This window comes from Gordonia sp. IITR100, from assembly GCF_002009645.1.
Taxonomy (GTDB): Bacteria; Actinomycetota; Actinomycetes; order Mycobacteriales; family Mycobacteriaceae; genus Gordonia; species Gordonia hongkongensis.
This window is the reverse complement of record NZ_MVKV01000002.1, coordinates 110,591-123,166: the sequence shown is the minus strand read 5'-3', so window position 1 is coordinate 123,166 and position 12,576 is coordinate 110,591. Positions and strand designations below refer to the sequence as shown.

Genomic DNA, 12,576 nt, shown 5'->3' with positions numbered 1-12,576 from the left:
CGACGCACCGACAGGTCATCCTCAGATCGAGGTCAGCGATGTCCGCGTGGCAGGCCGATGCGGATCAGGCGTGGGTCCTGCGTGATCTCGCGTACCTCGAATGTCGGGTCCATCTCCTCCGCCACCCGATCGACGATCAGAGAACCGTTGCTGTCGAACCCGATTCGGTGGTGAGTCAACCTGGTCGTGAACTTCCAGACGGCCATCGCTTCGACCTCAGTGGTGACCGAGTCTTCGCATCGGACACAGTCGAGTGCTGCGTCACTGTCCGGATCGTCGGCGTGTTCGTCGCATGGCTCCCAGTCCGAGGTGACGAGGTATCCGGGGTCCCACAGGGAGCCCTCCGTCGGCGGCCATTCCACCGAGTACCACTCGCCGGCAGCGATTCCGTACGTTCCGATGGCCTCGTCGAGCACGGCCTTGCGGTCGGCTTCGGTCCATTCGATCCGGGGTGGAATCGCCACGTCCTCGATGGGGTCGATTCCGGCGTAGTCGGCGGGATCGCCGAGCAGTTCGGTATCGGTGGCCTCGTGCTGCGTTGCCCGACCGACGGATTCATGTGTGTCGAGCACTGCGGCCTCGGCTGTCGCAGCGTCGATATCCGCTGCCAGGTAGGCGGCGGAGTTCATCCGCTCATGAACCGCTCTCGCCGGGATCCGCGAGACGAGTTCGTCGACCACCGCTTGCTCGGCGTCGTAGAGCGCTCCGGATGCCAAGCGGAGTGCCGTCTTCCCAACCGGCACAGAGATTCCCGATGTCCGGCAGTCCCACAACTCGGCGGCGATCCGATCGCGCCGGTCGACCAACTCCCACGCGAGAGCTCTGGCTTCATCTGAGGGTGTCGAGTGAGGGATCAGCGACTGCGCCTGCGACTCTGCGATGATCCGAGTGAACCGATCGGGGCCCTCACAGGACGAATCGATCCACTGGTCAGTCGTCTTCATCGTGCCCATCGCGGTCATCTCCTCCGGGGTGTCCCGTCCGGGTCGTCATTACTACGCCGAGAACCTACTCGGTGCCGGTGACATCAACCGTGGAGTGAGCTGTGGCAGTTGGACGACGATCTCTGACAGATGTCGGTGCTGCGTCGCATTCTGTTGACGGAAGCCGACGCGTCGAGTCGGCCGAACCGAGCGGAGGCGACATGACCAACTCGAAAGCCCGCGCACATTCAGATGATTCGGTCGAGGCCGCCACCTTCGCGGGTATCGTTCGCAAGATCGGTGAGATGCGCCGAGCCGACACCGCCGCCGATCGCCTGCGATCCGACTCCAGGAGCGCACTGACGGGCGTGGATTCCGAGGGGCCCGCGGAGGCCGAGCGAGGCGTCGCCTGATGGCGCCCGAACCCGTCCGACTCCCCGCCGCGATGGCGTCCCCGGTAGTCGACTGCACTGTGAACGCCGGCTGGTATCCGCTCTTGGTTCGCCTCCATCGCCGGCTCTCAGCCGTCACCGACGACTTCACCTACGCGCAGATCAAGGAGAAGTTCGGGGTTGTGCGCTGCTACCTCAATTACGGAGACTCGGTCGACGATTTCACGTGGAGCCTTTGCGAGCTCCTGGTCGACGCGACAACCGACGAGTCGAGCACCGTATGCGAATTCTGCGGCGACCGAGGAGAAATCCGGTACGACCTTTCCTGGATCAAGACGACCTGCGGAGATTGCTGACCGTAACGTTCGGCGGTGAGCAAGACCTGGGTCATCTGAAGCGGCGCGCAGATCGCCGAATGGACGAAGATCGCCCCGGGTACGACGAATGGTCGTGTGCTGACTCCGCGTCTCAGCCGATCCCGCGCGACAGCATTTGCCCGACAACCAGACCGAGTGCACCCTCGGCAAACCTCGAGACCGGCCCGACGGCGGTGTCCAGCGCCTCGTCGTAGCCGTCGCGTGCCTCGCCCCACAGGCGGCCCGACGAGCCGTTCGGCGTGACCCCGATCAGGGCGATGAGCTCACCGGTGGTGGGGATGCAGATCGCCCAGACGAATCGTGTCTCCGACTCCCAGTCACGCTGCGCCGCAGCGACGTACGCGGCGGGGTCGTCGACCTCGAGATGAGACAACGCCGGGACGTCGGTGATCCGCTCGTCCGCACGAAGCGCACGCAGATACCACGTTCCGGCGTTGATCTCGACTGGTTGCACAACGTCCCTTCGATGCGCTTGCGCCCACTGTTCCCTGAGGTGCGAGCGAAGTGAGCCACGAAGGGCTGGCGAGATCGTCTCACCAGGCCTTCGTGGCTCGTCGCTATCGCTCCTCGCACCTCAGGCAGCGAGGGAGCGGTGTGTCTTACTTCAGCTCGAGCAGCACCGTGCCCTGGGTGACGGCAGCGCCGGCCTCGATGGTGAGGCCGGTGACGACGCCGTCCTTGTGGGCGGTGACCGGGTTCTCCATCTTCATGGCCTCGAGGACGACGACCAGATCACCGGCGGCGACCTCCTGGCCCTCCTCGACGGCGACCTTGACGACGGTGCCCTGCATCGGAGCTGCCACGGCGTCGCCGGAAACGGCTGCGCCGCCACCCTTTTTACGCGAACGTGCCTTCGGCTTCTTGCGGACGACGCCGTTGGCCGAGCCACCACCGCCACCGAGGGCGAGATCGCCGGGCAGCGACACCTCGACGCGACGGCCGCCGACCTCGACGACGACGTTCTGCCGCGGGGCGGCCTCCTCGTCCTCGATGGGCTCGCCGCCGGTGTACGGCTCGATCGGGTTGTCCCAATCGGTCTCGATCCACTTGGTGTAGACGTCGAACTTCTCGCCGTCGCCGATGAAGGCGGGATTGGAGACGATGTGCCGGTGGAACGGGATGACCGTCGCCAGGCCCTCGACCTCGAACTCGGCCAGTGCACGACGCGAACGCTCCAGCGCCTGCTCGCGGGTCTCGCCGGTGACGATCAGCTTGGCCAGCATCGAGTCGAACTGGCCGCCGATGACGTCGCCCTCGACGACGCCGGAGTCGACGCGGACGCCGGGGCCGGTCGGCTCCTTGTAGACCGAGATCGGTCCCGGGGCGGGCAGGAAGTTGCGGCCGGCGTCCTCACCGTTGATGCGGAACTCGAAGGCGTGGCCGCGCGGGGTCGGGTCCTCGGTGATCTCCAGTTTCTCGCCGTTGGCGATGCGGAACTGCTGACGCACCAGGTCGATGCCCGCGGTCTCCTCGGTGACCGGGTGCTCCACCTGCAGGCGGGTGTTGACCTCGAGGAACGAGACCAGCCCGTCGCTGCCGACCAGGAACTCGACCGTGCCGGCGCCGTAGTAGCCGGCCTCGCGGCAGATGGCCTTGGCGGACTCGTGGATCTTGGTGCGCTGCTCGTCGGTCAGGAACGGAGCCGGGGCCTCCTCGACCAGCTTCTGGAATCGACGCTGCAGCGAGCAGTCGCGGGTGCCGGCGACGATGACGTTGCCGTGCTGGTCGGCGATGACCTGGGCCTCGACGTGGCGGGCCTTGTCGAGGTAGCGCTCGACGAAGCACTCCCCGCGACCGAACGCCGCGACGGCCTCGCGGGTGGCCGACTCGAACAGGTGCGGGATCTCCTCGATCGTGTAGGCGACCTTCATGCCGCGTCCACCGCCGCCGAATGCCGCCTTGATGGCGACCGGCACGCCGTGCTCCTGGGCGAAGGCGACGACCTCGTCGGCGTCCTTCACCGGATCCTTGGTGCCGGGGGCCATCGGTGCGTCGGCCTTGAGCGCGATGTGGCGCGCGGTCACCTTGTCGCCGAGGTCGCGGATCGACTGCGGTGACGGACCGATCCAGATCAGCCCGGCGTCGATGACGGCCTGCGCGAAGTCGCCGTTCTCCGACAGGAAGCCGTAACCCGGGTGGATCGCGTCGGCGCCGGATTTCTTGGCCGCGTCGAGGATCTTGTCGAAGACCAGGTACGACTCCGCCGATGTCTGCCCGCCCAGTGCGAAAGCCTCGTCGGCGAGTTTGACGAACAGTGCGTTCGCGTCGGGCTCGGCGTACACCGCGACGCTCGCGATACCTGCATCCCGGGCGGCGCGGATCACGCGGACAGCGATTTCGCCACGGTTGGCGATGAGGACCTTGCTGATTGCGGACGGAGTGTTCGCAGAGGTACTGGGCACTTGTTCTCCTGGGCCTTACTCGTACTCAGGTGCACGACGCGGTAGCGCACGCGACACGTTTGGCGGACGTCGGTCAAGTCTGGCGGCCCGCCGTCACCGGCCAGGATGCGGACGGCGAGGGCGATGCGACACCTTCGCGGTGCAGGTGTCGTGACCTTCCGGGCAATACCCTAGCCCACCGAGCAATCGTTCGGTGGAGCCCTGGGTCACAACGCCGGAGAGAATGTGCTCGCATCACCGAGGCGTCGGACCAGTTCGGCGAAAGCACGCAGGTAGGCGTGGACGGGACCACCTGTCGGGTCGATCGCCCAACCGTCTTCGGAACGGGCCTCGGCGGCGGGAAATGTGACGTTTCCCTCATGTTGTGCACCCGGGGTGTTCGCCGAGGCGGCGACGCCGAGCTCACGCAGTGGCGACTCGCGCGGGAACCGGGCGGAGTACCGCAGCCCCGACGGGGTGCGGTTGATCCAGATGTACACCTCGTCGGGCGAGTAGCTGTGACTGCGGAGGACCTTCGCACGCCCCGCGTCGGCGGCCCCGGCGCCCGGCGCATAGCGCGTGTCGATGAACGAGATGACGAACCGCGGGCCACCCTCGTGCCCGATCAGGTCGGCCACCCGCAGGAACGGCAGCGAAGCGCCCTGACGCCCGTGCTTGAGCGCGGCGGTGGATCGGACGACGGCCTGGTCGAACGTCGGGGAGTCGGACATGTCCAGACAGAAGGGAGCGACCCCGACGAACCAGCCGAGGGAGGTCAGCCAGCGGGCGTCGTCGCGCGTGTGCCGCGGCAGCACACACCGGAACTGCCGATCGCCGGTCAGTTCGTGGTGCACCACGGCGAAGGCCGCCAGCACTCCGGCGGTCAGCGTGCCGCCGGCCTCCGAGCAGATCGCGGTGAACCGGTTGGCCGTCGCGTCGTCGGCGACGACACCCCACAGGGACTCCTGGGGGAGTGCCGCGGCCGTGTCGACATCGTCGGGGGCGGCATCGTCGGGGGTGCGGTGATCGTTGGCCGGGTCGGCCGTGTGCAGGCCGGGCATGTCACCGTTGCCGGCGGCCAGGAACTCCGACCACAAGCCGACGGCCGGATGATCGCGCCCGGTCTGGTCGGCGAGCCGGCGTTCCTCGGCGCTGAAGTCGACATAACTGCCGACCTCGGGCAGATTGGCGCCGCGATGCTCCCGCGCCGCCCGGTACATCGACACCAGCTCCTGCTGGGCCATGATCAGCGAGTACCCGTCGACCAGCGAGTGATCGGCGGCGAAGAGGAGCGTGAACGAGCGTTCGCGTCCGACCGTCGCGAACCGGTAGGCCGGCCAGTGCAGCGGGGCGGTGGCGCGATCGAACGAGCCCGCCAGTTGCTCGACGAGCGGACCCGACTCGGCGTACCAGCCGACCCGGCCCATCTTGAGTTTCACGGTCCCCGGCGCGGTGGTCAGCCGCTGCAGGCCGGAGCCCTTGATGACGACGTGACTACGCAGCACCTCGTGCCGGTTGATCCACTGGGTCAGCACCGACCGGATGGCCGGAATCGACAGCGGCTCGTCGAACTCGATGCTCAACCCGAGCCAGGCCTCACGTCCGCCCTCGCGACGCGTGCGGACCCGGTACTCGAACGCCGCGCGCAGATGCTGCTCGTGATTATGCGAGGTCAGGCGCGAGTCGTAGTCCCAATCGCCCAGTCCGCCCGGCACATACGGCGTCCACTCGACGAGACCGCCGGGCGCGATGGGTTCGTCGCGGATCTGGATGAACTTCATGCCCCGGGCGTGTCGGGCACCTGGGCGCGAACCTGCGCCTTGATGCGGCCCAGCATGCCCGCCATACCCCGCAGGCGCAGCGGACTCACGGCGCTGCCGAGTCCCAGGTCGTAATAGAAATCCGATGGCACGTCGAGGATTTCGCGCGCCGACGCGGTGTCGAGTCCCTGATGCAGGATGGCGGCGAAACCGCGGGTCGTCGGCGCCTCGCGCGGAGCGCTGAAATACAGCCGCACCGACGACGGGTCCGCGGCGTCGACGGACAGGAAGACCGGCGACTGGCACTCGGGTACCGGTTCCATCGCATCCTGCTCGAGATGCGCCGGTATGTCCGGCAATTCGCCGGCGAACTCGAGCAGGAGCGTGACCTTGTCGGAGTCGCCGAGTGCGCCGAAGTCGTCGACGATCTCGGCCAGGGCTGGAGGCAGACTCATCGTGCGGTCGGGTTCACTCGGTGCCGGGAACGGCGCCCGGCTCCTCGCCGACGGCGATCGGCACGCGCACCGCGTTGCCCCACTCGGTCCACGATCCGTCGTAGTTGCGGACCGCGGTGTGCCCCAGCAGATGTGTCAGCACGAACCAGGTGTGGCTCGACCGCTCACCGATGCGGCAGTAGGCGATCGTGGGTGTCTTCGGGTCGAGCCCGGCGTAGATCTCGTCGAGTTCGGCGCGGCTGCGGAAACGGCCGTCGGGGGCGGCGGACTTCGCCCACGGGATCGAGATGGCGGTCGGGATGTGCCCGCCGCGCAGCGCGCCCTCCTCCGGGTAGTCCGGCATGTGCGTGCGCTCGCCGGTGTACTCCTGCGGGGAACGGACGTCGACGAGGGGCTCGGTGCCCAGGGCCTCCAGGACCTGCGGCGCGAACGCGCGGATCTTGGCGTCGTCGCGCTCGACCACCGGGTAGTCCGACCGCGGGTAATCGGGGACGTCGAAGGAGGTGTCACGGTCCTCGGCCATCCAGGCGTCGCGGCCACCGTCGAGCAGGCGGACGTCCTCGTGGCCGAACAGGGTGAAGACCCACAGCGCGTAGGCGGCCCACCAGTTGCTCTTGTCGCCGTAGATCACGACGGTGTCGTCGCGTTCGATTCCCTTGCTGCGCATCAGTTCCGCGAACTGCTCGCCGTTGATGTAGTCGCGCGTGACCGGGTCGTTGAGATGAAGGTGCCAGTCGATCTTCTGAGCGGTCGGGATGTGGCCGATGTCGTAGAGCAGCACATCCTCGTCGGACTCGATGATCTTGAGTCCTTTGGCGCCGAGATGCGCCGACAGCCACTGGGTCGTCACCAGCCGCTCGGGGTGGGCGTAGTCGGCGAAGGCCGGATTCGGGTCGGTGTCAACGCTCACGGTGCTCTCCAGCTCGCTGTTCGGACGTTCCGCGTGGATCACGCGCGGACCATCTGCGGTCCCGCTGATAAAGCGTAGGGCATCGGCCGGACCGTGCTTCGATCAGACGACAAACCCCAGGTGAAGCGGGTCCCGCCTGCTACGTTCGCCGAATGATCGATCGACGCGGGCCCCTCGCGATGCGGTGGGCGGTCGCTCTGGCCGCCGTGGTGACACTGACTGTCGGAAGCGGATGCGCACTCATCCCGTCCGAGGATTCCGGGGAGTCCCGTCCGTCGTCCGCGTCGACAAGCAGCGCACCGAGTCCGACGCCGTCGCGCTCAACGGGCCCGACCGGCGACGCCGACGCGGCGCAGTGCCGGCCCGACGACTGCCCGAAGTTGCCGACGCCGACCGCGGAACTCATGACCAGCGGGGTCACCCCGGCCAACGTGGACACCGCGGTGCCCGACTACCTGACCACGCTCCTCGACGACCTCGACCAGACATGGGGTGGGTGGTTCGACGAACTGGGCTGGGGCGACCCGGCACCGGGACGGGTGCTGATCGAGTCCGGCACCTCCTTCGCCACGGAGTGCATTGCCGGCGACGAGGATTCGGACCCCGTACCGATCCCGTCCGACGAGGCCAACGCGTTCTTCTGTGGAGTGGACACCGAACCGAACGGAGAGGGCACCCCGACCGAGGGCAGCATCGTGCTCCCGGTCGACACCTTCGCGGCCATCTGGGACGGCAACGTCTTCGGGGTGCCGTCGCCGATCGTCGGCGACTTCACCGCGGCGATCGTGGTCGCGCACGAGTACGGCCACAACGTCGTGTTCCGGATGGCCGAGGCGTTCGACATCCCCGACAGCCGTCTCCCGGCCGGCAAGAACAGCGAGCTCATCGCCGACTGCCTGGCCGCGAACTGGGGTGCAACCGCCTACCAGCGTGATGCGCTCGGTGCGCGGGAGATCCTGCAGGTCGCGACGCTGCTGCCGATCATCGGCGACACCGGCGGCGCCTCCGGACACGGCTCGGCGCGCGAACGTGCGGTGGCGTTGACGGTCGGACTGACCGGCCCGCAGTTCAACCGCCAGGGTCAGCCGGTCGACTGCATCGAGCGGTACTGGCCGGAGTTCTTCGAGGTGGAGTAGGGCCACCTCAGGGAGCCGTGGTCAGTGGCGCCAGAAGTCGGTGACCGAGAGCCCGACGTCCGCCAGGAGCGTGCGGACCAGCGGCAGGCCGATACCGATGACCGACGACGGGTCGCCCTCGATGCGCTCGATGAGCCAGCCACCCAGACCGTCGAGGGTGAAGGCGCCGGCCACCTGCAGGGGTTCACCGCTGGCGACATACCGCTCGATGACGTGGTCGTCGGCGGCGGCGAAATGGATCGTGGTGGAGCTCGTCCCGCCGGCGGTCGCGGGCCGGTCGAGGCGGATCAGGTGATGGCCGGTCAGCAGGTCCGCGCTACGACCGCCCATCTCCGACCACTGCGCGACGGCGCGTTCGGGGGTGTGCGGTTTGCCGAGCAGCCGGCCGCGTAGATGGAGCATCGAGTCGCAGCCGATGACCGCCACGGGGCTGCCGGACCCGGCGAGTTCGGCGATCTCCGGAAGTGCCGCAACGGCTTCCGCCTTCGCGCGGGCGAGTTCGGCGACCACCACACCGGCCGGTGTGGAATCGGGGAGCGCGGCGAGGAGCGCATCCTCGTCGACATCCGACACCCGCACGACCGGCTCGACGCCTGCCGCCCGAAGGATGCGGAGCCGGGCAGGGGAGGCCGAACCGAGTACGAAGATCGGGCCGGGAGTACCCGGCCCGATCTCGGATTCGGATGTCATCGTCAGTAACGCAGGTTGGTGAAGCTTCCCGGACCGCCCCACTGCGGACGCAGCCGGTCGATCGGGTGGCCCCAGTCGTTCCGGGTCTCGGGCTCGGCCGAACCGCCGCCCGAACCGGCGCCGGCGAGGACGGTCACCAGCACGGCGAGGTCCTCGTCGGTCGGATTGCCGCCGACGACCGTCAGGAACGGACGCTCGGACTTCGTGGAGTCTTCGCTCACGGAATTCTCGCTCTCGGAACTGACCGCTGGTGTCACAGGGGGATGTTGCCGTGCTTCTTGGGCGGCAGGTTGACCATCTTGCGCTCGAGCAGCTTGAGCGCGGTGGCGATCTGACCGCGGGTGTGGCTCGGCGGGATCACCGCGTCCACGTATCCGCGGGCGGCCGCGACATACGGGTTGACGAGGGTGTCCTCGTACTCCTCCTGCAGCTGCAGACGCAGTGCGTCGACGTCCTCACCCTTGGCGGCCGCGTCCTTGAGCTGGCTGCGGTAGACGAACCCGACCGCACCCGATGCGCCCATGACGGCGATCTGGGCGGTGGGCCACGCCAGGTTCACGTCGGCACCCATGTGCTTGGAGCCCATGACGTCGTACGCGCCGCCGTAGGCCTTCCGGGTGATGACGGTGATCTTGCCGACCGTCGCCTCGCCGTAGGCGTAGAGCAGCTTCGCGCCGCGACGGATGATGCCGCGGTACTCCTGATCGGTACCGGGAAGGAAGCCCGGGACGTCGACCAGGGTGACGATGGGGATGTTGAAGGCGTCGCAGGTGCGCACGAACCGGGCGGCCTTCTCCGAAGCGTCGATGTCGAGGCAGCCGGCGAACTGCGTCGGCTGGTTGGCGACGATGCCGACGCTGCGACCGTCCACCCGGCCGTAGCCGACGATGATGTTCGTCGCGTACTCGGCCTGCACCTCGAGGAACTCGTCGTCGTCGAGGATGCGACGGATGACCTCGTGCATGTCGTAGGGCTGGTTCGGCGAATCCGGGATCAGCGTGTCGAGCTCGAGGTCCTCTTCGGTGAGGGTGTCCTCGATGGAACCGGCGGCCGGCTGCGCGACGGGCAGACGCGGGGCATCGGCGCGGTTGTTGCTCGGCAGGTAGCTCAGGAGTTCCTTGACGTACTCCAGGGCGTCCTCTTCGTCGGAGGCGACGTAGTGCGCCGTGCCCGACTTCGACATGTGCGTGTGGGCACCGCCGAGCTCCTCCATCGTCACCTCTTCGCCGGTGACCGTCTTGATGACGTCCGGACCGGTGATGAACATCTGGCTGGTCTGGTCGACCATGACCACGAAGTCGGTGAGCGCGGGGGAGTACACGTGACCGCCGGCCGCGGCGCCCATGATCAGCGAGATCTGCGGGATGACACCGGAAGCACGCACGTTGCGGTGGAAGATCTCGCCGTAGAGGCCGAGCGAGACCACGCCCTCCTGGATGCGGGCCCCGGCGCCGTCGTTGATGCCGATCAGGGGGCGACCGGTCTTGATCGCGAGGTCCATGACCTTGACGATCTTCTCGCCGTAGACCTCGCCGAGGCTGCCGCCGAAGACGGTGGAATCCTGCGAGAAGACGCAGACCTCGCGACCGTCGATGGTGCCGTAACCCGAGACGACGCCGTCGCCGAGCGGGCGGCGCTCGGCGAGTCCGAAGTTGGTGCTGCGGTGCCGGGCGAGGGCGTCGAGTTCGACGAAGGAACCCTCGTCGAGCAGGTGGGTGATCCGTTCCCGCGCGGTGAGCTTGCCCTTGGCGTGGGTCTTCTCGACGGCGGCCTCACCCACCGGATGCTTGGTCTCCTCGAGACGATTGCGCAGATCGGCGAGCTTTCCCGCCGTCGTGTGGATGTCGGGAGCGGCGGCGTCGTCGCGCGAAGCAGTGGTCATGACTGACGATGCTAACTACCCGAGTGTGAGCCACGTCAACCGGATCAACGTGAGATATCCCTCAGGTTTACGAGCGATCGGTCGGTGGGCCGGCGGGTCGACCGTGAAACCGGTGGTATCCGTTCGTGCGGAGGCGGCGGCCAGTAGTTTCGTCAGGTATGAGTCTCGACGCCGATCTGCTCCGCACCCGTCTCACCGGCACCCGCTGGCACCGGATCGAGGTGGTCGAGGCGACCGGTTCGACCAATGCCGACCTCGTCTCGCGCGCCTCCGGCGAATCCGTCGGGGGCACCGTGCGGATCACCACCGACCAGACCGCCGGACGTGGCCGTCACGCCCGCACCTGGACCGCGCCGGCCGGCACGCAGCTGGCCATGTCGGCCGCGCTCGACGTCGCCGACCACACCGAGGACCTGGGCTGGCTGTCGCTGCTGGCCGGACTCGCCGCCGTGCAGGGTGTCGACGACGCGATGGGGATCCGTCCGACGCTCAAATGGCCGAACGACGTGCTGATCGACGGCAAGAAGGTCGCGGGCATCCTCTCGGAATACACCCGCAGCGACCATGCCGTAGGTGGCCCGGGAGGCGTGGCGGTGATCGGCACCGGGCTCAACACCACGATGGCGGAGGGCCAGCTGCCGGTCCCGACCGCCACCTCGCTCCGGCTCGCCACCGGCCGCGACGTCCCCCTGACCGAGCTCGCCGCGTCGTACCTGCGGGCGCTCTCCGAGCTGCTCGACCTGTGGCCGCACGACCTGGACGGGCTCGCGGCGCGGTACCGCGACGACAGCGACACCATCGGCCGTCGCGTACGGCTGGTCCTGCCCGGCGATCGTGAGGTCGTCGGCACCGCGACCGGTGTCGACTCCTCCGGCCGGATCGTCGTCGACGCCGACGGTGAGCAGGTGGTGGCCGCCGCGGGGGACGTCACCCACCTGCGGCCGGAGTGACTTCGACTCGGCTCGTCGCTCCGCTCCTCGCCGGCTCAGCCGGCGGGGAACACTCGGCTCGTCGCTCCGCTCCTCGCCGGCTCAGCCGGCGGGGCGCTGGACGCTCTTGCCGGCCATCGCCGGGATGATCGTCAGCGAGGGCAGACCGATCACCAGATGCACGATCGCGGTCTCGATGCCCACCGAGATCTGGTTGTAGGTCAGGATCGGGATCAGCACGGCCGCCACCAGCAGCAGGCCGACGATCCACCGGTAGAACTGATCGGGTGACGGCGTGACCAGGTGCAGCACGTACCAGAGCGCACCCGCGGCGAGCGCGCACAGGAAGCCGACGACGCCGAACCAGAGCTCGCTGGCGGCGACCGGGTTCCACACGCCGAACTTGCCCGACTCGTTCACCTTCTCCACGAATGCGGAGATGATCCAGGCGACGAGCCATGCCGCGAGACCGGTCACCACGCCGGTCATGACCACACCGCCGGCGAACGTGACGGGGTTGATGTCCGGGCCACGACGGGGCTTGGCGGGTTGGCCGGGCCGGCCGTAGGCGCCCTGGCCCCCGTACGGATCCCCCGCATAGGGATCGGCGGCGTACGGATCGCGCGCATACGGGTCGTTCTGGCTGCTGTAGGCACGCGACTCGGGTGTGTAACCGGACTCGTAGCGCGCGGTCCGCGGGTCGCGGGGATCCTGGTAGCTCATGGCGTTCTCCTCCCCGAC

Annotated in this window: 14 protein-coding genes; 4 read left to right on the top strand and 10 right to left on the bottom strand. The window is 68.2% G+C overall.

The annotated features are described in order from the left end of the window. Nucleotides 1–32 precede the first annotated feature (32 nt). Nucleotides 33–716, bottom strand: a complete 684-nt coding sequence (locus tag B1818_RS04405) for a hypothetical protein (RefSeq protein ID WP_139114192.1) — start codon at nt 714–716, stop codon at nt 33–35. Nucleotides 717–1,144: 428 nt separating this feature from the next. Between B1818_RS04405 and B1818_RS04400 the strand changes: the two genes are divergently transcribed. Then, entirely contained in the window at nt 1,145–1,336 is a 192-nt protein-coding gene (locus tag B1818_RS04400) for a hypothetical protein (protein ID WP_058250609.1), read from the top strand. Beyond that, nucleotides 1,336–1,671 carry a hypothetical protein gene (locus tag B1818_RS04395; protein ID WP_058250608.1) on the top strand — a complete coding sequence of 112 codons (336 nt, stop codon included), beginning with the start codon at nt 1,336–1,338 and terminating at the stop codon, nt 1,669–1,671. Before B1818_RS04400 ends, B1818_RS04395 begins: the two co-directional genes overlap by 1 nt. Before the next feature lie 112 nt (nt 1,672–1,783). Here B1818_RS04395 and B1818_RS04390 read toward each other — a convergent pair whose 3' ends face one another. The 5 genes from B1818_RS04390 to B1818_RS04370 all read right to left on the bottom strand — a co-directional run bounded on the left by B1818_RS04390 (nt 1,784) and on the right by B1818_RS04370 (nt 7,198). Next, complete coding sequence (locus B1818_RS04390; RefSeq protein ID WP_055475055.1) at nt 1,784–2,146, bottom strand: GNAT family N-acetyltransferase; 363 nt, start codon at nt 2,144–2,146, stop codon at nt 1,784–1,786. Nucleotides 2,147–2,291: 145 nt separating this feature from the next. Then, nucleotides 2,292–4,094: an acetyl/propionyl/methylcrotonyl-CoA carboxylase subunit alpha gene (locus B1818_RS04385; protein WP_078112038.1), complete on the bottom strand. Its 1,803-nt coding sequence runs from the start codon at nt 4,092–4,094 to the stop codon at nt 2,292–2,294. Nucleotides 4,095–4,300: 206 nt separating this feature from the next. After that, nucleotides 4,301–5,854 carry a condensation domain-containing protein gene (locus B1818_RS04380; RefSeq protein ID WP_078112037.1) on the bottom strand — a complete coding sequence of 518 codons (1,554 nt, stop codon included), beginning with the start codon at nt 5,852–5,854 and terminating at the stop codon, nt 4,301–4,303. Then, a complete protein-coding gene (locus tag B1818_RS04375; RefSeq protein ID WP_058252692.1) occupies nt 5,851–6,288 on the bottom strand; it encodes a SufE family protein in 438 nt (145 codons plus the stop codon). The genes B1818_RS04380 and B1818_RS04375 overlap by 4 nt, the downstream gene beginning before the upstream one ends. 13 nt (nt 6,289–6,301) lie before the next feature. Continuing rightward, entirely contained in the window at nt 6,302–7,198 is an 897-nt protein-coding gene (locus B1818_RS04370) for a sulfurtransferase (RefSeq protein ID WP_055475116.1), read from the bottom strand. A gap of 152 nt (nt 7,199–7,350) precedes the next feature. Between B1818_RS04370 and B1818_RS04360 the strand changes: the two genes are divergently transcribed. Then, the gene (locus B1818_RS04360) at nt 7,351–8,334 is read left to right on the top strand and encodes a metalloprotease (RefSeq protein ID WP_254859564.1); all 984 of its coding nucleotides are present in this window, start codon (nt 7,351–7,353) and stop codon (nt 8,332–8,334) included. A gap of 21 nt (nt 8,335–8,355) precedes the next feature. Here B1818_RS04360 and B1818_RS04355 read toward each other — a convergent pair whose 3' ends face one another. The 3 genes from B1818_RS04355 to B1818_RS04345 are packed head-to-tail and all read right to left on the bottom strand — an operon-like array spanning nt 8,356 to nt 10,906. Then, nucleotides 8,356–9,024: a nucleoside triphosphate pyrophosphatase gene (locus tag B1818_RS04355; protein ID WP_078112035.1), complete on the bottom strand. Its 669-nt coding sequence runs from the start codon at nt 9,022–9,024 to the stop codon at nt 8,356–8,358. 2 nt (nt 9,025–9,026) lie between these two features. Next, entirely contained in the window at nt 9,027–9,245 is a 219-nt protein-coding gene (locus B1818_RS04350; RefSeq protein ID WP_171011626.1) for an acyl-CoA carboxylase subunit epsilon, read from the bottom strand. A 32-nt stretch (nt 9,246–9,277) separates the two neighbouring features. Next, nucleotides 9,278–10,906: an acyl-CoA carboxylase subunit beta gene (locus B1818_RS04345; RefSeq protein WP_058252695.1), complete on the bottom strand. Its 1,629-nt coding sequence runs from the start codon at nt 10,904–10,906 to the stop codon at nt 9,278–9,280. A 158-nt stretch (nt 10,907–11,064) separates the two neighbouring features. On the opposite strand from B1818_RS04345, the gene B1818_RS04340 reads away from it, so the two are divergent. Beyond that, entirely contained in the window at nt 11,065–11,856 is a 792-nt protein-coding gene (locus B1818_RS04340; protein ID WP_078112034.1) for a biotin--[acetyl-CoA-carboxylase] ligase, read from the top strand. An 81-nt stretch (nt 11,857–11,937) separates the two neighbouring features. Here B1818_RS04340 and B1818_RS04335 read toward each other — a convergent pair whose 3' ends face one another. After that, complete coding sequence (locus B1818_RS04335) at nt 11,938–12,558, bottom strand: hypothetical protein (RefSeq protein ID WP_055475047.1); 621 nt, start codon at nt 12,556–12,558, stop codon at nt 11,938–11,940. Between the last annotated feature and the right edge of the window lie 18 nt (nt 12,559–12,576).